This window comes from Kitasatospora nipponensis, assembly GCF_039528135.1.
GTDB classification, from domain to species: Bacteria; Actinomycetota; Actinomycetes; order Streptomycetales; family Streptomycetaceae; genus Kitasatospora; species Kitasatospora nipponensis.
The window spans coordinates 1-24,965 of the sequence record NZ_BAAALF010000126.1 but is presented as its reverse complement, the minus strand read 5'-3'; the positions used below and the strand labels follow the sequence as shown (position 1 = coordinate 24,965).

General features: G+C 74.0%; 23 protein-coding genes. 12 read left to right on the top strand and 11 right to left on the bottom strand.

The genetic code is table 11. The features are described 5' to 3' along the window. The 4 genes from ABD323_RS27895 to ABD323_RS27880 form a co-directional block, all read right to left on the bottom strand. Positions 1-531 (bottom strand): MFS transporter (locus tag ABD323_RS27895; protein ID WP_344444732.1); only part of this gene is annotated, 531 nt, incomplete at its 3' end. A 133-nt stretch (positions 532-664) separates the two neighbouring features. Beyond that, positions 665-1,357, bottom strand: a complete 693-nt coding sequence (locus tag ABD323_RS27890) for a dienelactone hydrolase family protein (protein ID WP_344444731.1) — start codon at positions 1,355-1,357, stop codon at positions 665-667. A gap of 178 nt (positions 1,358-1,535) precedes the next feature. After that, positions 1,536-2,870 (bottom strand): sugar porter family MFS transporter, encoded by a 1,335-nt coding sequence (locus ABD323_RS27885; RefSeq protein ID WP_425556183.1) that lies wholly within the window; start codon positions 2,868-2,870, stop codon positions 1,536-1,538. Positions 2,871-3,073: 203 nt separating this feature from the next. Further along, positions 3,074-3,814 (bottom strand): pyridoxamine 5'-phosphate oxidase family protein, encoded by a 741-nt coding sequence (locus ABD323_RS27880; protein WP_344444730.1) that lies wholly within the window; start codon positions 3,812-3,814, stop codon positions 3,074-3,076. A gap of 34 nt (positions 3,815-3,848) precedes the next feature. Here ABD323_RS27880 and ABD323_RS27875 point away from each other — a divergent pair, with 34 nt between their 5' ends. After that, positions 3,849-5,213, top strand: a complete 1,365-nt coding sequence (locus tag ABD323_RS27875; RefSeq protein ID WP_344444729.1) for an aminotransferase class I/II-fold pyridoxal phosphate-dependent enzyme — start codon at positions 3,849-3,851, stop codon at positions 5,211-5,213. 157 nt (positions 5,214-5,370) lie between these two features. Further along, entirely contained in the window at positions 5,371-6,543 is a 1,173-nt protein-coding gene (locus tag ABD323_RS27870) for a GDSL-type esterase/lipase family protein (RefSeq protein ID WP_344444728.1), read from the top strand. Between the two features lie 74 nt (positions 6,544-6,617). Here the strand turns inward: ABD323_RS27870 and ABD323_RS27865 are convergent, their stop codons facing one another. Together ABD323_RS27865 and ABD323_RS27860 are read right to left on the bottom strand one after the other, a co-directional pair. Next, the gene (locus tag ABD323_RS27865) at positions 6,618-8,099 is read right to left on the bottom strand and encodes a glycoside hydrolase family 47 protein (protein ID WP_344444727.1); all 1,482 of its coding nucleotides are present in this window, start codon (positions 8,097-8,099) and stop codon (positions 6,618-6,620) included. Between the two features lie 157 nt (positions 8,100-8,256). Further along, entirely contained in the window at positions 8,257-9,615 is a 1,359-nt protein-coding gene (locus ABD323_RS27860; RefSeq protein ID WP_344444726.1) for an NAD(P)/FAD-dependent oxidoreductase, read from the bottom strand. A 123-nt stretch (positions 9,616-9,738) separates the two neighbouring features. Between ABD323_RS27860 and ABD323_RS27855 the strand changes: the two genes are divergently transcribed. From ABD323_RS27855 to purB, 5 genes are all read left to right on the top strand, one after another. Further along, positions 9,739-10,533 carry a HipA family kinase gene (locus ABD323_RS27855; protein ID WP_344444725.1) on the top strand — a complete coding sequence of 265 codons (795 nt, stop codon included), beginning with the start codon at positions 9,739-9,741 and terminating at the stop codon, positions 10,531-10,533. 62 nt (positions 10,534-10,595) lie between these two features. Beyond that, the gene (locus ABD323_RS27850) at positions 10,596-10,976 is read left to right on the top strand and encodes a DUF3037 domain-containing protein (RefSeq protein WP_344444736.1); all 381 of its coding nucleotides are present in this window, start codon (positions 10,596-10,598) and stop codon (positions 10,974-10,976) included. A 73-nt stretch (positions 10,977-11,049) separates the two neighbouring features. Next, entirely contained in the window at positions 11,050-11,499 is a 450-nt protein-coding gene (locus ABD323_RS27845; RefSeq protein ID WP_344444724.1) for a MarR family winged helix-turn-helix transcriptional regulator, read from the top strand. A 54-nt stretch (positions 11,500-11,553) separates the two neighbouring features. After that, the gene (locus ABD323_RS27840) at positions 11,554-12,288 is read left to right on the top strand and encodes a TSUP family transporter (protein ID WP_425556182.1); all 735 of its coding nucleotides are present in this window, start codon (positions 11,554-11,556) and stop codon (positions 12,286-12,288) included. Positions 12,289-12,364: 76 nt separating this feature from the next. After that, on the top strand, positions 12,365-13,795 hold the full coding sequence (gene purB / locus ABD323_RS27835; protein WP_344444723.1) for an adenylosuccinate lyase: 1,431 nt from the start codon (positions 12,365-12,367) through the stop codon (positions 13,793-13,795). A 9-nt stretch (positions 13,796-13,804) separates the two neighbouring features. Here the strand turns inward: purB and ABD323_RS27830 are convergent, their stop codons facing one another. After that, entirely contained in the window at positions 13,805-15,301 is a 1,497-nt protein-coding gene (locus tag ABD323_RS27830) for an MFS transporter (protein ID WP_344444722.1), read from the bottom strand. Positions 15,302-15,334: 33 nt separating this feature from the next. Next, entirely contained in the window at positions 15,335-16,882 is a 1,548-nt protein-coding gene (locus tag ABD323_RS27825) for an MFS transporter (protein WP_344444721.1), read from the bottom strand. Between the two features lie 107 nt (positions 16,883-16,989). Between ABD323_RS27825 and ABD323_RS27820 the strand changes: the two genes are divergently transcribed. Together ABD323_RS27820 and ABD323_RS27815 are read left to right on the top strand one after the other, a co-directional pair. Next, on the top strand, positions 16,990-17,463 hold the full coding sequence (locus ABD323_RS27820; protein WP_344444720.1) for a MarR family winged helix-turn-helix transcriptional regulator: 474 nt from the start codon (positions 16,990-16,992) through the stop codon (positions 17,461-17,463). A gap of 146 nt (positions 17,464-17,609) precedes the next feature. Continuing rightward, positions 17,610-19,277 (top strand): SpoIIE family protein phosphatase, encoded by a 1,668-nt coding sequence (locus tag ABD323_RS27815; protein ID WP_344444719.1) that lies wholly within the window; start codon positions 17,610-17,612, stop codon positions 19,275-19,277. A 14-nt stretch (positions 19,278-19,291) separates the two neighbouring features. Here ABD323_RS27815 and ABD323_RS27810 read toward each other — a convergent pair whose 3' ends face one another. Together ABD323_RS27810 and ABD323_RS27805 are read right to left on the bottom strand one after the other, a co-directional pair. Beyond that, positions 19,292-19,441 carry a hypothetical protein gene (locus ABD323_RS27810; protein ID WP_344444718.1) on the bottom strand — a complete coding sequence of 50 codons (150 nt, stop codon included), beginning with the start codon at positions 19,439-19,441 and terminating at the stop codon, positions 19,292-19,294. Positions 19,442-19,488: 47 nt separating this feature from the next. Beyond that, positions 19,489-20,973: an MFS transporter gene (locus ABD323_RS27805; protein ID WP_344444734.1), complete on the bottom strand. Its 1,485-nt coding sequence runs from the start codon at positions 20,971-20,973 to the stop codon at positions 19,489-19,491. 184 nt (positions 20,974-21,157) lie between these two features. Here ABD323_RS27805 and ABD323_RS27800 point away from each other — a divergent pair, with 184 nt between their 5' ends. After that, a complete protein-coding gene (locus ABD323_RS27800; RefSeq protein WP_344444717.1) occupies positions 21,158-22,135 on the top strand; it encodes a helix-turn-helix transcriptional regulator in 978 nt (325 codons plus the stop codon). A gap of 173 nt (positions 22,136-22,308) precedes the next feature. On the opposite strand, the gene ABD323_RS27795 is transcribed toward ABD323_RS27800, so the two are convergent. Next, on the bottom strand, positions 22,309-23,517 hold the full coding sequence (locus ABD323_RS27795) for an RNA-guided endonuclease InsQ/TnpB family protein (protein WP_344444733.1): 1,209 nt from the start codon (positions 23,515-23,517) through the stop codon (positions 22,309-22,311). A gap of 170 nt (positions 23,518-23,687) precedes the next feature. On the opposite strand from ABD323_RS27795, the gene ABD323_RS27790 reads away from it, so the two are divergent. Then, positions 23,688-24,452 carry a VOC family protein gene (locus tag ABD323_RS27790; RefSeq protein ID WP_344444716.1) on the top strand — a complete coding sequence of 255 codons (765 nt, stop codon included), beginning with the start codon at positions 23,688-23,690 and terminating at the stop codon, positions 24,450-24,452. Positions 24,453-24,629: 177 nt separating this feature from the next. Continuing rightward, positions 24,630-24,830, top strand: a complete 201-nt coding sequence (locus ABD323_RS27785) for a hypothetical protein (protein WP_344444715.1) — start codon at positions 24,630-24,632, stop codon at positions 24,828-24,830. The last annotated feature ends 135 nt before the right edge of the window (positions 24,831-24,965 follow it).

Here is a 24,965-nt window from a genome sequence, read left to right as displayed (position 1 = left end):
CCAGCCCGGGCCGACCGCCACGGCCAGCGTCCCGCCCAGCGCCGCGCCGCCGATCTGCGAGGAGTTCAGCGCGGTGCGGAAGATCGCGAAGGCCCGGCCGGCCTGCTCCGGGTCGACCGCCTCGACGATCACGGCCTCGGCGGCCGGCGCGTAGAACGCCTGGCCCACCGCCCCGGCCGCGGCCAGCACCACCACCTGCCACAGGCGTGCCGAGCCGCCCAGCACCAGCACCGCCAGCACCCCCTGGGAGAGCGCGTTGCCGACGTTGGCGGCCACCATCACCCGGTGCCGCGGCAGCCGGTCCGCCACCGCGCCGCCGATCAGCAGGAACAGGACGGTGGCGGCCAGCCGCGCGCCGGTGACGTAGCCGATCGCCTCCGCGCCCCCGCCCATGCGCAGCACCGCGAAGGCGGTGGCGATCGGGGCACCGGCGTTGCCGAGTCCGCTGACCACGGTGGCGCCGGTCTGGATCAGGTAGCTGCGTCCGGCCCAGGCGAAGCGGCGGGCGCGGTCCTCGGTTCGGTTCGGCATTCGCCCGACTATGACGGTGGCATCGACGGCTGTCCACGGTACGGGCGGGTACAACGTTACTGACGGGTCGTCGGTCAACGGTGCCGGGGCACGGGAAAGCGCATGTGGGACGGCTCTTGGGGGCCCGCCGCCGTCAGCCCAGGTGCCCGCGCAGGAAACTGAGCGTGCGCCGCCAGGCGATCCGGGCCTGCAGCGGATCGTAGGTACCCGACAGGTTCTCGTCGTTCATGAAGGCGTGCCCGGCGGGGTAGAAGTGGATCTCCGGGCGACGGTCGGTGGCCTCGCCGATCCGGATCGCCGCTTCGTCGACGGTGGCCGGCGTCAGGGCGCGGTCCTGCTCGGCGAAGTGGCCCAGCACGTGCGCGGTCAGGCCCCGGTAGTCGTAGTCGGACTCGCGCGGCAGGCCGTAGAACGGGACGACGGCCGCCACCCGGTCGCCCTCCTGGGCGGCCAGGTGCAGCGCGAGGCCGCCGCCCATGCAGAAGCCGACCACCGCGATCGCGTCGCCCAACAGCGCCGGGTGGCCGAGCAGGAAGTCCACCGCGGCGCGCAGCTCGCGCGCCGCCCGCTCGGCCGGCAGCCGCCGGAGCAACTCGGCGGCCTCGGCGGGGTCGTGGGTGGTGGCGCCGTCGTAGAGGTCGGGCGCGAGCGCGACGAATCCCTCGGCGGCGAACCGGTCCACCAGGGTGGTCAGATGGGTGGTCAGGCCCCACCGCTCCTGCACCACCAGCAGCCCGGGCCCGCTGCCCGCCTCGGGGAGCGCGAGGTAACCGTGCGCCTGACCGCCGTCGCCGGGGAAGCTGACGTTCTGCGCGGGGTCGGCCATCGGGTCTCCTGGTCAGCCGCTGGCGCGGCGCCGGGGCACCGCACGGGAGGGGCCGCTGCGGCCCGCGGGGACGATGGTATGCGGCGCGGAAGCCGGCTGTCCGTCAGTTCCGGCCCGCTTGCGGCGTGTCGCGCCACCGCCGCGGCGGTGGCCGACGCCGCCTCCCGCACCCGCCGGGTCAGCCCATCTCCTCCAGCGCCCGCCCGCGGGTCTCGCGGATGCAGAAGACCACGAAGGGGATCGAGAGCAGCGCGAAACAGGCGTAGATGACGTAGGTGGCCGACAGGTTCCAGTCCGACAGGCTCGGGAAGCTGACGGTGATCGCCCAGTTGGCGATCCACTGGGCCGAGGCGGCCACCGAGAGGGCGAGCGCGCGGATCTTGTTGGGGAACATCTCGCCGAGCAGCACCCAGACCACCACGCCCCAGGAGAAGGCGAAGCAGAGCACGAAGACGTGCGCGGCCACCAGGGCCACGGTCCCCTGGAGGCTGGGCAGCGTGGCGCTGGTGCCGGTGCCGCTGCGGTAGGAGAACGCCCAGGCCGCGGTGCCCAGCGAGGCGGCCATGCCGATCGAGCCGGCCAGCGCGAGCGGCTTGCGGCCGATCCGGTCCACCAGGGTGATCGCGATCACCGTGCCGATCACGTTGACGATCGAGGTGGAGAGGCTGATCAGCAGCGAGTTGCTCTCGTCGATGCCGACCGACTGCCAGAGCAGCGAGGAGTAGTAGAAGATCACGTTGATGCCGACGAACTGCTGGAAGACCGAGGCGCCGATGCCGACCCAGACGATCGGCAGCAGGCCGAACCGCCCGCCCAGCAGGTCCCGCAGGTGCGGCTTGTGGGTGGTGTCCAGCACCGCGCGGATCTCCGACAGGCGGGCGTCCATGTCGACGCCCTCGCCCTCCACGCCGCGCAGCACGACGCGGGCCTGGTCCTCGCGTCCGGTGGAGATCAGGTAGCGGGGCGACTCGGGGATCGCCAGCGCCAGGGCGCCGTACACCAGGGCCGGGACGGTCTCGACGCCGAGCATCCACTGCCAGGCCTGGATGCCGGCGAGGTGGCCGGTGGACTCGCCGCCGGCGGCCTGGTTGAGCGCGTAGTTGACCAGCTGCGAGACGGTGATGCCCAGCACGATGGCCAGTTGCTGGAAGGACGCCAGGCGGCCGCGGTAGACGGTCGGCGCGACCTCGGCGATGTAGGTGGGCGCGATCACCGAGGCGATGCCGATCGCGATTCCGCCCACCACCCGCCACACGCCCAGCACCTGGACGCTGGGCGGGAACATCGAGCCGACGCCGCTGATCGCGAAGAGCACGGCCGCCAGCAGCATGGTCCGCACCCGGCCCAGGTGGTCGGCCAGCCAGCCCGCCGCCACCGCGCCGGCCGCCGAGCCGAGCAGCGCGATGGCCACCACGAAGGCGGTCTCGCCGTTGCCCACGTTGAAGTGCTTCTGGATGCCGGTGACGGCACCGTTGATCACCGCGCTGTCGTAACCGAACAGGAAGCCGCCCATGGCCGCGGCGGCGGAGATGAAGACGACATGGCCGAGATGGGCGGTGTCGGCGGGCTGCGCCGGCGCGGAACTGGACAGGGCGGACTCCCGGGAGGCGAGCGGACGTGATCCGGACCATCAGACCAGTCGGCTGCCCGACTTCTCCGCAATGAAACGGAGATGTCGCCTTCCCCCGTCGGGGTCCCGGGGGCCCGCCCCGGGGTTCAGCGCGCCGCGCCGCTCGGGCGGAAGTCGCGCAGGTAGCCGGGCAGCTCGCGCTCGGTCCCGGGGTGCGGGATCGGCGCGGCGTAGACGGTGCTGACCGGGACCACACCGGACCAGTACGGCAGGTCCTCGTCCTCGGGGTCGTCGTCGGCGCCGTCGGCCCGGGTCTTGGCCGAGACCTCGTCCAGCACCAGCCGGATCACCGCGGTCTTCGCCAGCTCCTTGGGGTTGCCGGGCCGCACGTCCCCCGAGCGGCCCGGCACGGCCTGGTCGACCAGCGCGTCCAGCGCCAGTGCCAGCTCCTGCGGGTCGGTGACCTGCTGGGCGACGCCGTGCGCCACCACCGAGCGGAAGTTGACGGAGTGGTTGAAGGCCGACTTGGTCAGCACTATGCCGTCCACCTGGGTCACCGTCACGCAGACCGCCAGGCCCTCCTCGCCGCCGGCCGCGCGCAGCGGGCGGCTGCCGGTGGAGCCGTGCAGGTAGAGGCGGTCCTCGACCCGGGCGAAGATGGTGGGCAGCACCACCGGCGCGCCGTCGGCCACGAAACCGAGGTGGCAGACCCAGGCGCTGTCCAGGATCGCGTGGATCTCGGCCCGCTCCCAGCTGGCCCGCTCGCGGTAGCGGGTCGGGGTGGTCCGCGGGGTGCGGGCGTAGGCGCCGGCCCCCTCGCCGCCGTCCGGGCGCTCGCCGCCGGCCCGCTCGTCCTGCTGCTGGCTCACCGCGGTGGTGTCCGACATGACAGCCCCTCTGCACTAGTGCATACTGATCTTTGTGCTAGGAGACTATCGGATTCAGGGCCGGCGTGCCACGGAGATCGCCGCCGACGTGGAGCGGGCGGTGGCGGCCGGCGAACTGGAGCCCGGCCAGACGCTGCCGCCGCTGCGCGAGCTGGCCGGTGAGCTGGCGGTCAACCCCAACACCGTGGCCGCCGCCTACCGGCTGCTGCGCGACCGCGGGGTGATCGAGACGGCCGGCCGCAAGGGCAGCCGGATCCGCCCGCGTCCGGTCACCACCCACCGCGACCGGGTCCGGCCCGCGGTGCCGCCGGGCGCGCACGACCTGGCCGCCGGCAACCCGGATCCCGCGCTGCTGCCGCCGCTGGGCCCGGCGCTGGCGGTGGCCCCCGCCGCGGCCGACCGCCGGCCGGTCCTCTACGGCGATCCGGCCGCCGACGCCGGACTGCTGGAGCTGGCCCGGGCCTCCTTCGAGGCCGACGCGCTCGCACCGGGCGCACTCGCGGTGACGGCCGGCGCGCTGGACGCCATCGCCCGGGAGCTGGCCGGCCGGCTGCGCCCCGGCGACGCGGTCGCCGTCGAGGACCCGGGCTGGGCCAGCCTGCTGGACCTGCTGCCCGCGCACGGCCTGCGCGCCGTGCCGGTCGCCCTGGACGAGGCGGGTCCGCGCCCCGAGGCGGTGGCCGCCCCACTGGCCGGCGGCGCCCGGGCGCTGATCGTCACCAACCGCGCGCAGAACCCGACCGGCGCCGCGCTCACCGCCGAGCGCGCCGCCGAGCTGCGCGCGGTGCTCGCCGGCCACCCCGCCACCCTGCTGATCGAGGACGACCACGGGCACGGCATCACCGAGCTGCCCTTCGCCCCGCTCTCCTGCGACCCGGACCGACGGCCCGTCACCGCGCACTGGGTGGTGATCCGTTCGATGGCCAAGGCGTTCGGCCCCGACCTGCGGGTGGCCGTTCTGACGGGTGATCAGGAGACGGTGGACCGGCTGTTGGGCCGTCAGCGGCTGGACACCGGCTGGGTGAGCCACCTGCTCCAGCAGGCCACCGCCGAACTCTGGCGCACCGACGCGGCCCCGCTGGCGAAGGTCGCCGGCGCCTACCGCGAGCGGCGCGAGGCACTGCTGGCCGCGCTGGCCGGCCACGGCATCGCGGCCACCGGCGGCAGCGGGGTGAACGTCTGGGTCCCGGTGGCGGAGGAGACCGCGGTGGTGGTCGGTCTGCTGCAGCGCGGCTGGGCGGTCTCCCCGGGTGCCGGCTTCCGGCTGCAGGCCCCGCCCGGGATCCGGATCACGGTGGCCCGGCTCCCGGCCGAGCGGGCCCCGCAGCTGGCCGCGGACCTCGCCGCCGTGCTCAGCGCGGTGCGCGGCGGCTCCGGAGGCGGTTCGCGACAGATCTGAACCCACCGGTAACAGAGCGAAATAGGTGCTGCAGATACCTAGCGGTAACAACCGCGCGCATGTCACATTCTTCGCGCCACCGGCCGGCGGCCCACCCTCACTCGTAGCGGCACCCCCATCCCCACATGCGGGTGCCGCTGATCGCAGGAGTTCCGCCGTGCTCGAACGCAGAACCAGCACCAAGCGCGCCCCCAGAACCAAGCGGCTGCTCGCCGCCCTGCTCTCGCTCCCGCTCTGCACCAGCGGCCTGCTGGCCGTGGCCGCCCCCGCCCACGCCGTCTCGGGTCCCACCGCGAGCGTCACCATGGGCGACAGCTACATCTCCGGCGAGGCCGGACGCTGGATGGGCAACAGCGACACCAGCAGCGGCAACCGCAGCGGCACCGACCGGGCCTGGACCGGCAGCGGCTACGACCCGACCCGGGTCTACGGCTCGACCGCCTCGAACGGGTGCGACCGTTCGAACTCGGCCGAGGTCACCGGCGCCACCGGCATCGCCCAGAGCACGGTCAACCTGGCCTGCTCCGGCGCCACCACCGCCAACGTCATCCGGGCGGCCGACGGCGGTCAGAGCTTCAAGGGCGAGGCCCCGCAGGCCGACCAGCTGGCCACCGTGGCGGCGCACAACACCGTCAAGCTGATCACCCTGTCCATCGGCGGCAACGACCTCGGCTTCTCGGACGTGATCACCGCCTGCGCCAAGGACTACGTGGTCTGGTACTCCTACTGCCACGACGACCAGCAGAGCGCCATCGACGCCAAGATGGACGCCGCGATGGACGGGGTCGGCCGGTCGATCGACGCGATCCGCACGGTGATGTCGGCCGACGGGTACGCGGCCGGCTCCTACCGGATCGTCCTGCAGTCCTACCCTTCGCCGATCCCGCGCAGCTCGGAGAACCGGTACTCGGAGAGCGGCTGGTCGCGCGTCAACACCGGCGGCTGCCCGTTCTGGGACGCGGACTCCGACTGGGCCCGGGACACCATGGTCCCCGAGGTCTCCGACCGGCTCGCGGCGGTCGCGGCCGACCGCGGGGTGCAGTTCCTGGACCTGCGCGACCTGCTGCAGGGACGCGAGGTCTGCTCCACGGCCACCGCGCTGGCCGCCTCCGGCAGCGCGCCGTCGGCGACCACCAGCGAGTGGGCGCGCTTCGTCGACGTCGGGATGACCACCCAGGGCGCGGTGCAGGAGTCGATGCACCCGAACTACTACGGGCAGCTCGCGCTCGGCCGGTGCCTGAGCCTGCTCTGGGCCCAGAGCCAGGGCAACTACGCCTGCCGCAACACGCCGGGCAGGGACGCCTCCGGGATGTACCTGAACGCCTCCTGAGGTCCGGGTGCCGGACCCCGTCCCAGGGGTCCGGCACCCGGCTTTGCGGCCGTCCCGTGTCCGGCGCCCGGCGGTCAGGCGCCGGGGCGCACGGCGCCGCGCAGGATCTTGCCCTCGGTGGAGAGCAGGCCCCGCGCGTAGTCGAAGCGCGGCGCCGCGGCGAACATCAGGTAGAGGTACTTGGGGTTCTCCGCGAACCAGTAGCCCGGGGTCAGGTCCCCCAGCCGCATCGGCGAGCCGGTCACGTCCTCGGCCACCGTGTAGCCGCCCGGCACCCGCAGGTGGGTGCGCAGCGCGTCGAAGTAGCGGTAGGCGGTGCGCTTGTACTCCTCGTCGCCGGTCAGCCGCCACAGGTCGAAGGCCGCGTTGGCGTACTCGGGACGCAGGTCGTTGCGGGCCGATCGGACCTCGCCGGTGGCGAAGTCCAGCTGCTCGGGCAGCACCGGGTGGCGGTCCAGCAGCGCGGTCCAGGAGCGGTAGTAGGAACGGGCGGTGGCCAGGTCGCCGCCCTTGGCGAGCAGTCCGGCGTAGAACGAGCCGAGCTCCGACTGGTTGGTCCCGCGCGGCCGGCCGTCCTGCGCGCCGACCTGCCGGAACCAGCTGAGCCCGTCCTGCTCGACCAACTGGTGGCGCAGCACCGCGTCGGTCAACAGCCGGTACCAGTCGCGCAGTTCACGATCGTCCAGCAGTTCGCCGCCGACCTGGAGGTACTCGTGGAAGGAGTCGACCGGCGGGTTGGGCGCGCAGGAGACGTCGTCCAGCCACTGGCCGGTCTCGGTGTGCAGGGTGGTGCCCAGCAGGTCCAGCGAGCTGCGCCGCTCCAGCACCGCCCGGTAGGCGCGCTTGGCCGCGTCGACGTACCGGCTGTCGCCGGTCAGCCGCGAGAGCAGCCCGAACTCCGCGACGTTGCTGCCGATCTCGGCCAGCGGCGGCGCGGTGCCCGCCACCGCCCCGGTGCGCAGGTTGACCCGGGTGTAGGGGATGCCGGTGGGCGAGGCGGTGAAGGCGGGCAGCAGCCGGTCGGTCAGCTCCCGGCACCGGGTCAGCAACTCGGGCCGCCCGGTGCACAGGTACCCCGCCAGCAGGCCGCCGACCAGCCGGATCACCGACTCGAAGACCGGCATGTCGACATCGGCGACCGGGTCGAGGTGGGCCTCGATCCAGTCGGCCGCCTGCGCCACCTCCTCGTCCAGCTCCATCACCCACAGGGTGTCCAGCGCCTCGACGGCGGAGAGGCCGAAGCTGTGGCCGGCGGCGAAGAAGTCGTGGCGGCCGCCGGAGACGGGACGGACCTCGTCGTAGCCCCAGGCGGCCTGCCGGTAGCCCTGCCAGCTGTGCAGGAACTCCGCGCGCACCTCGCGGGCCACGGCCGCGTCCGACGGGAGCGGCTCGGGGTCGGCGCGCCGCCCGGGGGACGGGACGGGGGAGGGGGCGGCGGGCGCGGCGGTGGCCGCCGCGGGCCGGGCGAGGGCCGCCAGCGCGGGCACGACCCCCCCCGCACCGAGGACGGCGCGGCGGCGGGGGAGCGGCAGGGAGGACGGGCGCAGGGGTCGCATGGGCACCGGACGCTAGCGGCTGCCGGCGCCGCCGGGACCGCGTGAGCCGCGGCGCTCACCGGAAGGGGTGAGGCCGAACCGCTCGTGCGAGCGGTCCGGCCCCGGTCAGGTTGACGCCCCGGCGCCCCGGCGCCCCGGCGGGTCAGTGCCCGGCGGGTCAGTGCCCGACGTGCAGCGCCCGGGTGTGCTCGCGGATCTGCTCCTTGGTGAGGTACGCGCCGGTGTACTCGAAGTCCCGCAGCCGCGCCGGCTGGCGGGCCAGGAACCCGGTGCGCACGAAGTCGTCGCCCGCGGTGGCGTTGATCAGCCAGTTGCAGCCGACCCGGAACTTGGCCACGTTGGTCCGCATCGCCATCAGGTGGTAGCCGCGGGCCACCAGCTGGGCCGGCACCCCGGTCATCTCGACGCCCACCGGCTTGGAGACCGCGTCCTTGCCGCCGAGGTCCACCACCAGGCCGAGGTCCTTGTGGTAGTAGGGCTCCAGCGGCTGGTTGCGCAGCGCGGCGATCACGTTGTCGGCCACCCTGCGGCCCTGGCGCGCCGAGTGCTGCGCGGTGGGCGGGCAGACCGCGCCGTCGCCCTTGGCCAGGTCCGGTACGGCCGCCGCGTCGCCGAGCGCGAAGACGCCCTCGAACTGCGGCACCCGCATCTCCGGGGTCACCGCGATCCGCCCGCGCACGGTCTCCGCGTCCATGGTGCCGATCAGTGGGCTGGCGGCCACGCCGGCGGTCCAGATCAGGGTGCGGCACGGCAGCACCCGCCCGTCGGTGAGGGTCACGCTCTGCTCGCTCACCTCGGCCACCGAGACGCCCAGCGAGACGTCCACGCCGCGGTCGCGCAGCACCTTCATGGCGCGGGTGCCCAGGTGCTCGCCGAGTTCGGGCATCAGCCGCGGGGCGATGTCGATCAGGTGCCACTTGATCAGCCGCGGGTCCAGCCGGGGGTAGCGGTCGAGCGCGGCGGTGGTCAGCCGTTGCAGGCAGGCCGCCGTCTCGGTGCCCGCGTAGCCGCCGCCGACCACCACGAACTGCAGCCGCGACTCGCGTTCGGCCTGGTCCAGGGTGGCCGAGGCGAGGTCGAGCTGGGCGATCACGTGGTCGCGCACGTAGGTCGCCTCGGCCAGCGTCTTCATGCCGCGCGCGTGGTCCACCAGGCCCGGGATGTCGAAGGTCCGGGTGACGCTGCCGGGCGCGAGCACCAGGTAGTCGTAGGGCTCGGCCACCACCTCGTCGGTGATCTTGCGCACGATGCAGACCTTCGCCCGCGGGTCCACGCCGATCGCGCCGCCCGGCATGATGTCGGTGCGGTGCAGCGTGCGGCGCAGCGAGATCGCGACCGACTGCGGGGTGAGCACCCCGGCGGCGACGTGCGGCAGCAGCGGCAGGTACAGCTGGTAGCTGAACGGGGCGACCAGGGTGATCTGCGCCTCGGTGGCGGCGAGCTTGCGCTCCAGCCGTCGGGCGCACTCCAGTCCGGCGAAGCCGCCGCCCACCACGAGAATCCGGGGTCGTTCCATCAGATGTCCTTCCCTGGGAGGGAATCGGCAGCACGCGACCTGGTGAGGGGCCACCTCCTCGCCACCCTCGCACGCACCCCGGGCGCCCGCCACCGCTGCTCGGCGGATGGGTAGGGTTGGGGGGTGCTTCGTGAGGTGACGGCGGTCCGCTATGTGACGCCACTGCGAGAAGGCGGCTCCATGCCGGGCCTGGTGGAGGCCGACGACCACCAGCTGTACGCGCTCAAGTGGAGCGGTGCGGCGCAGGGCCGCAAGGCGCTGGTGGCGGAGGTGCTGGCGGGCGAGCTGGGCCGCGGGCTGGGACTGCCGGTGCCCGAGCTGGTGCGCGTGGACCTCGATCCGGTGCTCGCGCGCAGCGAGCCGGAGCAGCAGATCCAGGAGCAGATGCGGGCCAGCGGCGGGCTGAACGTGGGGCTGGCCTTCCTGAGCGGCGCGTTCAACTTCGACCCGCTCTGCTTCGAGGTGGACCCGCTGCAGGCCGGGCGGGTGCTCTGGTTCGACGCGCTGATCGGCAACGTGGACCGGTCCTGGCGCAACCCCAACCTGCTGGTGGCCGGCGGCGCGCTCCGGCTGATCGACCACGGCGCCAGCCTGATCTTCCACCACCACTGGGCCGGGGCGGCGAACTGGATCCGCCGGCCGTACGACGCCGGCGACCACGCGCTCGTCCGCTTCGCGCCGGACCTGGCGGCCGCGGGCCGGGGGCTGGCCGCGCTCGCCACGCCCGCCCTGCTGGAGCGGGCGGCGGCGGCGATCCCCGACGAGTTCCTGCTCGACGAGCCCGGCTTCGCGAACCCGCAGGCCGTCCGCGCCGCCTACGTCGCGCAGCTGACCGCCCGGCTGGCCGGTCCGCGGGACTGGCTGCCGGCGCTGCCCGAGGTGCCCCCGCTGCCCCCGCTGGACGAGGTGACGCTGTGACGGACCGGCCGACGACGCCCGCGGACCCGACGAGCCCCGCCTCGACGAGCCCGGCGGATCCGGTGGAGTACCACGACTACGAGTACGCGCTGATCCGGGCGGTGCCGCGGGTGGAGCGCGGCGAGCTGGTCAACCTCGGCGTGCTGGTCTACTGCCGCTGGCGCGAGGAGCTGGCGGTGCGCACCCTGCTGCCCGAGGCGAAGCTGCTGGCGCTGGACCCGGCGGTGGACCTGGCCGCGGTGGCGCGGGCGCTGCGCGGCATCGAGGGCGTCTGCGCGGGCGGGGCGGCGGGCGGCTCGGCCCGCGGCGACAGTCCGGGCCGGCGGTTCCGCTGGCTGACCGCGCCGCGCAGCGCCGTGGTCCAGCCCGGGCCGGTGCACACCGGGCTCACCGCGGATCCGGCGGGCGAGCTGGAGCGGCTCTTCGCGCAGCTGGTGGCCTGAGCCGAGCGGCGGGCGGACTGAGCCGACGGGGGGAAGCTGGAGTGATTAAAGCTTTTGTGCGTACCCTGAACCCATGGCTCCCTCGACCACAGCAACCCCGACCGCACCACCGGTCTCCACCGCCACACTGATGGAGGCGGTGGCCGCGGTCAGCGCCGCCTACTTCCTGGACTTCGCCGCGGCCTCGGGCCGGCACGGGCTGAGCTCCTCGCAGGCCAAGGCGCTGGGTGTGGTGACCGAGCCGGTGCCGATGCGCGCGCTGGCGGGACGGCTGGGGTGCGACGCCTCCAACGTCACCGGCATCGTCGACCGGCTGGAGGGCCTCGGCTTCGCCCGCCGGGAGGCGGCCGCCGCCGACCGCCGGGTCAAGATCGTCACCATCACGGAGCCGGGCCGCGAGGTGCTGCTCAGGATCCGGGCCGACATGAGCAAGGCGCACCGGGCGCTGGACTCGCTCAGCGACGAGCAGCGTGCCGCGCTGCTGGCGATGTGCCACCAGATCCTGCCGCTGCTGGAGGCCTGACCACCACCGGGGTGGGGCGGGGGCGGAGGATCGTTCGGAGGCGGAGGGGGACGCGTGGCGATCCAGGGCGGGGACGCCGACCTGCTGCTCGGCGTGGTGGTGCTGGCGGGGGCCTCGGTGCAGCGGATGGCCGGGATCGGGTTCGCCCTAGTCGCCGCGCCCGCGCTGGCGCTGATGCTGGGTCCGGCGCAGGGCGTGCTGCTCGCCAACTGCGCGGCCGGCGCGATCAGCGCGATCGGCCTGGCCACCAGCTGGCGCCAGGTCCGCCCGGCCGCGATGCTGCCGCTGATCGCCGCGGCGGCCTGCAGCGTCCCGCTCGGCGCCTGGGTGGCCGACCGGCTGCCCGCGCCGCAGCTGCTGGCCGCGATGGGCGCGCTGGTCAGCGTGGCCGTGCTGCTGGTGATGCGGGGCACCCGGGTGGCCGCGCTGCGCGGGCCGGGCGGGGCTCTCGCGGCCGGCGCGGCCAGCGGCTTCATGAACGCCTCGGCCGGCGTGGGCGGTCCGGCGATCTCGCTCTACGCCCTGAACGCGGGCTGGACGGTCCGCGAGTTCGTCCCCAACGCCCAGCTCTACGGCCTGCTGGTGAACCTCCTGTCGATCGCGGTCAAGGGCGGCCCGCGGCTGGCCGGCCCGGCCTGGCTGGCGGTGCTGGCCGCCCTGGTGGCGGGCGCGGTGATCGGCCGGGCGCTGGCCGAGCGGGTTCCGGAGACGCCGGCCCGCCGGTTCGTCCTGCTGCTCGCGCTCGCCGGCGGCGTCACCACCCTGCTCAAGGGCCTGTCCGGACTGTGACGGCGGGCGCCGGTCGGGCGCGCAGGCCCGACCTCCGCGCGGACTGCGCTGACCTCGGCTGTTAACCTTGCGAAGCGTGAGCGCGAAGCCCCTGATCCCCAATGTCCTGGCCTCCCGGTACGCCTCGGCGACCCTGGCCCAGCTGTGGTCCCCCGAGCACAAGGTGGTCCTGGAACGCCACCTGTGGCTCGCCGTCCTCAAGGCCCAGCAAGACCTCGGGATCGAGGTCCCCGCCACGGCCGTCGCCGACTACGAGCGGGTGCTCGACCAGGTCGACCTGGAGTCCATCGCCCGCCGTGAGCGGGTCACCCGGCACGACGTCAAGGCCCGGATCGAGGAGTTCAGCGAGCTCGCCGGGCACGAGCAGATCCACAAGGGGATGACCTCCCGGGACCTGACCGAGAACGTCGAGCAGCTCCAGGTGCGCCAGTCCCTGGAGCACGTGCGGGACCGCACCGTCGCCGTGCTGGTGCGGCTGGGCCGGCTCTCGGCCGAGCACGCCGAGCAGGTCATGGCCGGCCGCTCGCACAACGTGGCCGCCCAGGCCACCACGCTCGGCAAGCGGTTCGCCACGGTGGCCGACGAGCTGCTGGTGGCCTTCGCCCGCCTCGAGGAGCTGATCGCCCGCTACCCGCTGCGCGGGATCAAGGGCCCGGTGGGCACCGCCCAGGACATGCTCGACCTGCTGGGCGGCGACGCCGCCAAGCTCGCCGAGCTGGAGCAGCGGGTGGCCGGTCACCTGGGCTTCGACAACGTGCTGACCAGCGTCGGCCAGGTGTACCCGCGCTCGCTGGACTTCGAGGTGCTGACCGCGCTGGTCCAGCTGACCGCGGCCCCCTCCAGCCTGGCCAAGACGATCCGGCTGATGGCCGGTCACGAGCTGGTGACCGAGGGCTTCAAGGAGGGCCAGGTCGGCTCCTCGGCGATGCCGCACAAGATGAACACCCGCTCCTGCGAGCGCGTCAACGGCCTGGCGGTGATCATCCGCGGCTACGCCTCGATGACCGCCGAGCTGGGCGGCGACCAGTGGAACGAGGGCGACGTCTCCTGCTCGGTGGTGCGCCGGGTCGCGCTGCCGGACGCCTTCTTCGCCTTCGACGGCCTGCTGGAGACCTTCCTGACGGTGCTCGACGAGTTCGGCGCCTTCCCGGCCGTGATCGAGGCCGAGCTGGACCGCTACCTGCCCTTCCTGGCCACCACCAAGGTGCTGATGGGCGCGGTGCGCGCGGGCGTGGGCCGCGAGGCGGGCCACGAGATCATCAAGGAGCACGCGGTCGCCTCCGCGCTCGCGATGCGGGCCGGCGCGCGGCAGAACGAGCTGCTGGACCGGCTCGCCGCCGACGAGCGGATGCCGCTGGACCGGGCCGCGCTGGACGCGCTGCTCGCCGACCGGCTCTCCTTCACCGGCGCGGCCGGGGCCCAGGTGGCCGAGGTGGTCCGCCGGATCGAGGCCGTCGCGACCCGCTACCCCGAGGCCGCCAAGTACGCCCCGGGCGACATCCTCTAGGAGGAGTGCTCACGGCCCCGCCGAGCCCGGACACTCGTGTCCCGGGTCCACCGGCGGGCCCGTCGTCGCGCAGTACCAGGTGCCGTCCGGCTCGGCGGCCTCCGCCGGTGGGCGGCCCGGCACGGTGAGGGCGGCCAGCAGTCCGGCCGCCACCAGCAGGCCCGCGCAGATCAGCATCGCGGTGCGGAAGGCGGAGTCGACGGCCGCCGCCTGCTGGTACTGCTCGCCGCTCAGCCCGGTGAGCAGCGGCAGGGCCGCGACCGCGAGCAGTCCGGCCGCGCGGGCGGCGGCGTTGTTGACGCCGCTGGCGATGCCGGCCCGGCGCACCTCGACGGCGGCCAGCACGGTCGCGGTCAGCGGGGCGACCAGCGCCGTCAGCCCCACGCCGAAGACCAGCGCGGCCGGCAGCACGTCCGTCCAGTACGAGGCGCCCGGGCCGATCCGGATCATCAGCAGCACGCCGGCCGCGCAGACCACCGGCCCGACGGTCAGCGGCAGCCGTGGTCCGATCACGTTGGCCAGGCGTCCGGCGCGGGCCGACAGGAGCAGCATCAGCAGCGTGACGGGCGCGAACGCCACCCCGGCGACCAGCGGCGAGAAGCCCGCCACCGTCTGCAGCTGGACCTGGAGGAAGAAGAAGACGCCGCCCAGCGCCCCGTAGACGCCGAGGGTCACCACGTTCACGGCGGTGAACAGGCGCGAGTCGAAGAGTTCGAGCGGCAGCATCGGCTGCGGGCTGCGCCGCTCGACGACCACGAAGGCCCAGCCCAGCAGCAGGCCGGCCGCCGCCGAGACCCAGACCCCCGGGGTGATCGCCTCGCCGGCGGCGGTCAGCGCGTAGGTGACCCCGCCGAGCGCGAGGGCGGCCAGCACCGCGCCCGAGACGTCGAACCGGCCGACTTCCTGCTCATCGCGGCTCTCCGGCACGTGGCGGACGGTCAGGAAGGCCACCACCACGGCCACCGGCACGTTCAGCAGGAAGATCCAGCGCCAGCCGGGACCGCTGACCAGCCAGCCGCCCAGGAAGGGGCCCACCGCAGTGGCCACGCCGCCGAGCCCGGACCAGGCGCCGACCGCCGCCGACCGGTCGTCGGGGTGGAAGCTCGCCTGCAGCAGGGCCAGTGAGCCCGGAGTGAGCAGCGCGCCGCCGATGCCCTGCAGGGCGCGGGCCGCGATCAGCACGCCCACTCCGGGCGCGATCGCGCAGAGCGCCGAGGCGCCGGCGAACCAGACGACGCCGATCACGAAGACCCGGCGCCGGCCGTACCGGTCGCCCAGCGCGCCGCCGAGCAGGATCAGGCCCGCCAGCGTGAGCAGGTAGGCGTTGACGGTCCACTGCAGCGCGGCCAGCGAGGCGCCGAGGTCGGCGCCGATCGACGGCAGCGCGACGTTGACCACCGTGCCGTCGAGCATCGCCATGCCCGAGCCGAGGGCCGCCGCCGCCACCACCCAGCGGCCCTGCGCGGTACCCAGTCGTAGACCCGTTGTTCCAGCTGTCGTCTCCACACGCAGATCCTCCCCGCTGGGACGCGCGGCGAGTCACCCCGAAGCGTTGTCGGCGTGCCCTACGGACGGGCGTCCGCGGGGGCCGGGGTGTCGCTGTGGGCGGCGGGCGCGGCGGCCCGCGCCGCGGCGGCGGGGCCCGCGCGGGGGCCCCGGGTTAGGGCGGCGTACCGCACGGCGACCCCCACCGACGCCCGCGCGGCGGCCCGGGCGGCTGGACGCGACCAGCACGGCGGCCACCGCGGTCGCGCAGCCCAGCGCCAGGGTGGTTCGGAAGCCCGCCTGCGAGGGCAGCCGGTAGGGCCCGAACGGCGTGGTCAGGTGCGCGAGCACCACGCCGATCACGGCGCTGGAGGAGGAGGTGCCGATCGAGCGCATCAGCGTGTTGAGGCCGTTGGCGGCCGCGGTCTCGGAGACCGGCACCGCCGACATGATCAGCGCCGGCATCGAGGCGTACGCGAAGGCGATGCCCACCCCGATGACGGCCGCGATCAGCACGATCTGCCAGGCGGCGCTCATCAGCACGATGGCCAGGCCGTACCCGCAGGCGATCACCGCCGAGCCGATCATCAGCGAGACCTTGGGCCCGAAGGCCGCCGACACCCTGGCGGACAGCGGCGAGACCGCCATCATCACCAGTCCCGAGGGGCCCAGGCACAGGCCCGCCATCAGCATCGACTGGCCCAGGCCGTACCCGGTGGCCCGGGGCATCTCCAGCAGCTGCGGCATGACCAGCGACATCGCGTACATCGAGAAGCCGACCACCACGGAGGCCAGGTTGGTCAGCAGCACCTGGCGCCGGGCGGAGACCCGCAGGTCGACCAGCGGCTGCGGGCAGCGCAGCTCCCAGGCCCCCCAGAGCAGCAGGACCACCACGGCGGCGCCGGCCAGGCCCAGCGTGGTGGCGCCGGTCCAGCCCCAGTCGCCGCCCTTGGAGATGGCCAGCAGCAGGCAGAGCAGGCCCGCCGACAGCCCGAGCGCGCCCACCAGGTCGAAGCGTCCGCCGGTGAGCCGGGAGGACTCCGGGACCAGCAGCAGCACCAGCGCCAGCACCACCGCGCCGATCACCGCGGAGACCCAGAAGAGCACGTGCCAGTCGGCGTGCTCGGCGATGGCCGCGGCGGCGGGCAGCCCCAGCGCGCCGCCGACCCCGAGCGAGGAGCTCATCAGGGCCATCGCGGAGCCGAGCCGCTCGGGCGCCAGCTCGTCGCGCATGATGCTGATGCCCAGCGGTATGACGCCCATCGCGCAGCCCTGCAGGGCGCGGCCCACCACCATCGGGGCCAGTGAGTCGGCCAGCGCGCAGACCACCGAGCCGGCCACCAGGACGGCGAGGCTGACCAGCAGCATCCGCCGCTTGCCGTACATGTCGCCGAGCCGGCCCAGCACCGGGGTGGCGACCGCGCCGGCCAGCAGGGTGGCGGTGATGGTCCAGGAGGCGTTGGACGCGGAGGTGTGCAGCAGCGCCGGCAGCTGCGGGATGACCGGCACCACCAGGGTCTGCATCAGGGCGACCACGATGCCCGCCGCGGCGAGCACGGGGACCACCGGTCCGCCGCGCGGGGTGGTCGTCGCTCTGTTCATCGGGGCCTCCCGGACCTCTGATGTGCACAATGCACAAGGTGTGCAGGATACATACGAGGGCCTCGGGCGGTAGCCTCGAACCGGTCGAGCGGCAATCGGAGGACGTCATGGCGCAGCCGCGTCGGGAGCAGGAGCCCCTGCGGGAGATCGAGCGGGAGCTGATGCTGATCTCCCGGCACAGCCTGGCCGCCCAGCCGGTCGGCTTCAGCCGGGTGCTCGACCGCTCGGCGTACCACCTGCTCAGCCGGATGCAGGTGCAGGGCCCGATGTCGATCGGCCAGCTCGCCGAGGCCTTCGGGCTGGACACCTCGACCGTCAACCGGCAGACCTCGGCGATGCTCCGCGCCCACCTGGTGGAGCGGATCGCCGACCCCGAGGGCGGCATCGCCCGCAAGCTGCGGATCACCGCGCTGGGCGCCGAGCAGCTGGCGGCCGACCGGGCCGGCGCACTGGACGCGCTCGGCCGGGTGCTCGCCGACTGGCAGCCGCGGGAGCTGGCGGAGCTGCGCGAGACGCTGGAGCGGTTCAACACCAGCGTGGAGCGGCACGAGGGCCGGCCCTGGCCCCGCGCGCGCGACTGACGGCGGGCGGCGCCGACCGCTCGCCGATCGAGACGCCGGCCGTGGGCGCCCGGGCCGGGTGGCCGCCTCCGGGTGGCGGGGGGTCACCCCCGGGGCGAGGGTGGAACTGCTCCGCCCCACCTCAGCCCCCAGTCAGGTGATGCTCCATGGCGCTGCCGAGTAGCGGGCGCACCGACCGCCTCCCGGCCCCGCACCTGGACCGGCTGGAGGCGATGAGCGCCAACGGGTTCGGCTGCTTCGAGTGGGACCCCGCCACCGGGCGCTTCACGCTGGACGCCTGCGGGCTGGAGGTCTTCGACCTGCGCCCCGACGAGTACGACGGGATGGCCCACTCGCTGTCGCCGCGGATCCCCGCCGACGAGGTGGCCCGGCTGCTCGACCTGGTCGAGGACATCGCGGCGGGCCGCGGCGACTCCTACAGCAGCTACTTCCGGGTCCGGCGCCGGGACGGCTCGATCCGCTGGACGCACACCCAGGGCCAGGTGCTGCGCGATCCGGACGGCGGCGGCGCGCGGGTGGTCGGCGTGGTGCGCGACGCGACCCGGGAGCTGGCCCACTCGGCGATGCGGCTGACCGCCGAGGAGGAGTGGCAGCGCCAGGAGGCCGCCCTGCGCGAGGTGGCCCGGGCGCTGGCCGACGCGCTGACCGTGGACGACGTGGTGGCGGTGCTGACCGGCGAGCGCAGCATGCACCGGCTCGGCGCCCAGGGGATCACCCTGGGGGTGCTGGACCAGGGGCGGATGCGGCTGGTCGGCGCGGTCGGCAAGGTCAACGTGCGGATCCGCGAGGTGCACCGGGCCCGGCTGACCGAGCCCTGGCCGCTGAACGACGTGGTGCGCTCCGGCGAGGCCGCCTTCTTCACCTCGCGCCCGGCCTTCCTGCGCCGCTACCCCGACCTGGCCGAGCAGCTCACCGACAGCAGCGCGACCGCCGCCGCCTTCCTGCCGCTGACCGCCCAGGGGCGGCCGATCGGGGCCCTGGCCCTGGTCTACGAGGGCCGGCGGGTCTTCAGCAGCGAGGACCGCACGCTGCTGACCACGCTCGCCAGCGCGATCGCCCAGTCGCTGCAGCGGGCCATGCTGGTCGACCAGTCCCGGGAGATCGCCGCCGGGCTGCAGAACGCCATGCTGCCGCGCCGGCTGCCGACGCTGACCGGGGGCGTGCTCGCCGTGCGCTACCGCACCGCCCGGGTCGGCACCTGGATCGGTGGCGACTGGTACGACGCGGTGCAACTGGTGGACGGCTCGGTGGGGGTGGCGATCGGCGACGTCCAGGGGCACGACACGGAGGCGGCCGCCGTGATGGGCCAGCTGCGGATCGCGATGACCGCCTACGCCGCCGAGGGGCACTCGGTGCAGAGCGTGCTGAAGCGGGCCTCGGGGTTCCTCACCGAGCTGCACGCCGACCGGTTCGCCACCTGTCTCTACGCCCAGGTCTCGCTGGCCACCGGCGCGGTCCGGGCGGCCAGCGCCGGCCACCTGCCGCCGATGGTGCGGCACGCCGACGGGACGGTGGAGCAGATCGAGGTGGCGGGCGGCCCGCCCCTCGGACTGCCGGCCGAGTGGGGACCGCCCCTCTACCCGCGCACCACGTTCCACCTGGCGCCGGGCGACAGCCTGTTGCTCTACAGCGACGGCCTGGTCGAGCGACCGGGCGAGGACCTGGACCAGGGCCTGGACCGGCTGGCCGAGGTGCTGGCCGCCGGTCCCGCGCGGCCGGCCGCGCTGGCCGACCACCTGCGCGACACCCTCGGCGAGCGACTGGAGGCCGAGGACGACGCGGCGCTGCTGATCCTGCACCGCGACGGGCCCTGAGGTTTGACGGTCCGTCAGTTCCAGGGGTGGGCAGGCTGGTCGTTGACGGCAACCCAGAACCGGGTGCCCGAGGGGATGGCGCCGTTGACCCAGAGGCTCCAGCCGCCGGCCGAGCCCAGGCCCCTGAACGCGCCGCGCAGCCGAACGTGCGGCAGGGCCGGCACCGTTGGCGCGGTGCCGGCCCTGCCGGGGTCGATCGACGGGGGCCGGCTCAGCCGACCAGCTCGACGGCGACCTCGTCCTGCCCGGTCGCATCCTGCCCGGTCGCGTCCTGCCCGTCGGCGTCCTGCCCGTCCGCCGGCTCGCCCGGGGCCTGTTCGAGGCGCCGGTTGCGGGCGGGCAGCGCCAGCATCAGCAGGAAGACCACCGCCAGGCAGCCGACCAGCCACCACATCGCGTGGGTGAAGGCGTGGGTGAAGACCGTCGCCACCGCCTGGTCGTGCGGGGCGTCGTCCACCACCCCGAAGAAGGCCACCGAGACCAGGCCCAGACCGAGCGCGTTGCCCAGCTGCTGGGTGGTGCTGATCAGACCCGAGGCGGAACCGGCGTGCTCGCGCGGCACCTCGCTGAGCACCGCGTCCGTCAGCGGGGCGACGATCAGGCCCATCCCGGCGCCCATCACCACCAGCGGCAGGGCCATCTGCCAGGGGTGGATGGCCGCACCGTAGCGGTTCGCCTCCCAGAGGTAGAGCAGCACGCCCACCGCCATCACCACCGCGCCGGCCTGCAGCACCTTGCGGCCGAACCGCGGCACCAGGACCTGCACCGACAGGCCGGCCGCGACCGAGACCGCCAGCGAGAACGGGATGCCGGTGGTGCCGGCCCGCAGCGGACTCCAGCCCAGGCCGATCTGCATGTAGAGGGTCCAGACCAGGAAGAAGATCCCGCAGACCAGGCCGAAGGTCAGCTGCACGCCGACGCCGGCCGCGAAGCTGCGCACCCTGAAGAGCGAGAGCTCCACCAGTGGCGAGCCGTCGCGCCGGGTCTTGATCTGCTCGTAGCGCACGAAGAGCGCCAGCACCGGCAGGCTCAGGCCCATCGACACGAAGCCCCACAGCGGCCAGCCGGACTCCCGGCCCTGAGTGAGCGGGTAGAGCACCATCAGCAGGCCGACGGCGACCAGCAGCATGCCGACCAGGTCCAGGCGCAGCACGCGTTCGGCGCGCGACTCGCTGATGTAGCGCCGGCCCAGCAGCAGGCCGGCGATGCCGACCGGCAGGTTGATCAGGAAGATCGGGCGCCACTCCAGGCCGGCGATGTTCCACTCGGTGAGCAGCGCGCCCAGCATCGGGCCGCTGACCGCGCCGAGCCCCACCATCGCGCCGAAGAGGCCGAAGACCTTGCCGCGCTCCTCGGCCGGGAAGGTCGCGTGGATGATCGAGAGCACCTGCGGGACCATCAGTGCGGCCGTGCCGCCCTGCAGGATCCGGGTGGCCACCAGCACCGTGGGGTCACCCGCCAGCCCGCAGAGCGCGGAGGCGAGGGTGAAGCCGCCGATGCCGATCAGGAAGATCCGCTTGCGGCCGTAGATGTCCCCGAGCCGGCCGCCGGTGATCAGGCCGATCGCGAAGGCGAGCGCGTAGCCGCCGGTGACCCACTGGATCGCGCTGAAGGAGGCGCCCAGGCCGTGCTGGATGCTGGGCACCGCGATGTTGACGATGGTCACGTCGACCAGGTCCATGAACGAGGCGGTCATCACGATGGCGAGCGCGATCCAGCGCCGCCGGTCGGGTGCGCCCGACTTCGGGTCGATGACGGCTGCGGGTGCGGTGGTCAATGGAGTTCTGCCTCTCGGAACGACACGTGCGAACGACGACGTCGCCGACGCTATCGCCGATGTAGGACAGATCGTGTCCCAGTTCTCCGGCATGCTGGATCCCATGACGGACACCCCCGCGCGCCTGCTGACCCTGCTCTCGTTGCTCCAGACGCCGCGCGAGTGGCCGGGCAGCGAGCTGGCCGAGCGGCTCGGGGTCAGCCCGCGCACGATCCGGCGCGACATCGAGCGGCTGCGCGAGCTGGGCTACCCCGTCCAGGCCTCGATGGGTGCGATCGGCGGCTACCGGCTGGCGGCCGGCAAGGCGATGCCGCCGCTGCTGCTGGACGACGAGGAGGCGGTGGCGATCGCGGTGGGGCTGCGGACCGCGGCCGGCGGCGCGGTCAGCGGCATCGAGGACGCCTCGGTGCGGGCCCTGGCCAAGCTGGAACAGGTGCTGCCGGCCCGGCTGCGGCACCGGGTCGGCGCCCTGAACGCGGCCACCGTGCCGCTGCCCGGCGGTGGTCCGCAGGTGGACCCGGAGCTGCTGGCCGCGCTGGCCACCGCGGTGGCCGGCCGCGAGCAGCTGCGCTTCGGCTACCGGGCGGGCGACGGCGCCGCGAGCCGGCGGTTGGTCGAACCGCACCGGCTGGTGGCCACCGGGCGCCGCTGGTACCTGGTCGCCTACGACAACGACCGCCAGGACTGGCGGATCTTCCGCGCCGACCGGATGAGCGCCCCGCGACCCACCGGAGTCCGTACCGCGCCGCGCGAGCTGCCCGCCGCCGACGCCGCCGCGTACGTCGCGCAGAAGCTGCGCGGCAGCGCGCCCTCGTACCCGGTGGTGGCGGTGCTGGCCCTGTCGGCGGCCGAGGCCGCCCGGCGCCTGGGCTCGGCACCCGTCGAGCTGGAGCCGCTGGACGCCGGCAGCTGCCGGATCCGCGGCGCGGCCGACCCGCTGGAGTGGCAGGCCTCCCGACTGCTCGCGCTGGGCTGCGACTTCCGGGTGGAGGAGCCGGCCGAGCTGATCGAACACCTGCGGGAGATGGGCGCACGGATCGGCCGGGCGACGGCGGCCGGGGCGATGGGCGCGACCGGCTGACGTCGGCGCGGGGCGGGCGGCCCGGCTGGCTGACGGCGGCTCAGGTGAACTCGGTCGCCGCCCCGGGCGCGGCGCCGGGGGCGGGGCGGCGGGACGGCTAGGGTCTGTCCGCAGCCGCCAACCGATGGAGCGTCAGTTGACATCCTCTGTCCCCTGAAGGGGGAAGATTCCCCTCAGCCTCGCGGCTGAGACACCCCGCGTGTGCGGGGTGCTGGGACGACTTCCTGCTTCATCGACGACTGCCCGCCCGGAGTGCTCCGTTGAGGTCTGACACCGTCTCCACAGGCTGTAACCGCCAGTCCGGCGGCCAGGATGTTGATGGCCGCGTTCACGTCCCGGTCGTGGGTCCTCCCGCAGCCGCACGTCCACTCACGGACGTTCAGCGGCATCCTGTCCTGCAGGGTGCCGCACGCCGAGCACAGCCTGGACGAGGGGAACCACCGGTCCACGGTGATCACCTCGCGCCCGTACCAGTGGGCCTTGTACTCCAGCATGGACCGCATCTCGCTCCAGGACGCGTCACTGATGGCGCGGGCCAGCTTGCGGTTCTTGAGCATGTTCCGGACGGTCAGGTCCTCGATCACGATCGTTTGGTTCTCACGAACGAGTCGAGTGGTGAGCTTGTGCAGGAAGTCCCTGCGCCGATCCGCGATCCGGGCATGCACCCGGCCGACCTTGAGCCGGGCCTTCGCCCGATTGGCACCCTCGCCTCCGGCTTTGCGGGCAAGGTCCCGTTGGGCCCTGGCGAGACGTTCGCGGTCCTTGCGCTCGTGCCGGGGGTTGGTGATCTTCTCCCCGGTGGAGAGCGTCATCAGACTGGTGATCCCGGCGTCGACACCCACCGCCCTGCTGACCGGGGTGGGCATCGTCGGCCGGTCGTCGCACAGCAGGGAGACGAACCAACGCCCGGCAGCGTCCTGCGAGACGGTCACCGTGGTCGGCGCCGCACCATCGGGCAGCGGACGCGACCACACGACGGCCAGCGGCTGCGCCATCTTCGCCAGCGTCAGCCCGCCGTCACGGAAGCGGAAACCGCTGGTGGTGTACTCGGCGGACTTCCGGGACCTCTTCCGGGACTTGAACGTCGGGTACTTCGTCCGCCCGGCCCAGAAGCTGCCGAACGCTCCCTGCAGGTGCCGCAGCGTCTGCTGCAACGGAACCGACGACACCTCGGACAGGTAGGCCAGTTCCTCGGTCTTCTTCCACGCCGTCAGCATGGCACTGGTGGCGTTGTAGTCGACCCGCTCCCGGCGCAGCGTCCACGCCTCCGTGCGGGCCTGCAACGCCATGTTGTAGACCTTCCTGACACATCCGAACGTGCGCGACAGCTCAGCCGCCTGCGCATCGGTCGGATAGAAGCGGTACCGATAACCCCGCTTCATGTGGGTCGTGGCCACCCCCCACAAACTAGCGGCGCCACAGATCAATGATCAAACCTGCGGGTCAGAGCACTGCGGTCCGCTTTGACGACCAATCGCAGCCGGCTGTCCTGATCCCAGGAATTTCGCTTCCTCCCCCGGCTGAAGCCGGGGGCATCCACGAAAGGACTCAGATGAAGAACACCGGGCTGGTCACCGGAGCCCCGTGCTGGGTGGAACTGAGCACGTCCGACACGCAGGCCGCCACCGCCTTCTACGGGACGGTCTTCGGCTGGCGGGCCGAGGTCGACCCGCGGCCCGAGGCGGGCGGGTACGCCACGTTCTCGCTGGGCGAGGCGCCGGTGGCCGGACTGGTCCAGCGTCCGGACCCCGAGCAGCCGACCGCCTGGACCATCTCCTTCGCGGTGCACGGCGCCGACGAGACGGCGGCCGCGGTCACCGAGGCGGGCGGCTCGGCGCTGATGGAGCCGATGGACGTGCTCGACCTGGGCCGCTTCGCGATCCTCGCCGACCCCAGCGGCGCGGTCTTCTCGATCTGGCAGGCCCGGGAGTTCGCGGGCGCGGGGCTGATCAACGAGCCCGGCTCGCTCGGCTGGGCCGAGTTGCAGACCCGCGACCCGGTCGGCTCGGTGGCGTTCTACCACCGGGTCTTCGGCTGGAGCATCACCCACGGCGAGATGTACACCCAGTTCGGCCTGGAGGGCGCCGACTTCGGCGGGATGGCCGTGATGGGCGAGCAGTTCCCGCCGGAGGTGCCGCCGCACTGGCTGCCGTACTTCTCGGTGGCCGACGTGGACGCCACCGTGAGCGCGGCCGCCACGGCCGGCGCCGAGGTGCTGATGCCGCCGACGGCGATGCCGGAGGGGCCGCGGATCGCGGTGCTGCGCGACCCGCAGGGCGCGGTGTTCGGCGTCTACCTGGCGGGCAGCGAGACCTGACCGACCGTGGGGGCGGCCGGCCCGGGGCGGGCGGCTCCGAACCGAAGTTCGGAGAACTGGCCGGCCGACCCTCCCGGGCCGGCTCCGCACTGGGTATCGTCGCTTCCGTGACGGTCCCCGCGCCAGCTGTTCGGCGCCGACCGGAACGATCGGCGTGGCGCGCTAAGGGACGGGGGCGTGGGCGTGGTGCTGCGGATCCACTGCACGACGGGGGACCGGGCGGGCCTGCGGTCCGCCGTCGCCGTGCTGCGGCGCCGCTCGATCGACCCCGCTGACACCGACCCCGCTGACACCGGCTCCGCCGCCACCGCCGGCTCGCCCGCCGTCGTGCTCGGACGGACCCGCGCCGGGCGGAGAGCGGGGGTGGGGACGTGCTGAACGGCTTCGGGCGCCACCGGGGCGGGCGTGGCTGGCCCGCGCCGCGCCGTCGCCCATCGGGTCGGCGGCGCCCGTCGAGCCCGTCGAGTCCCTCGCACGGGCCCTGCGCCGGCTGCTGAAGGCCCTGCGGGCCGA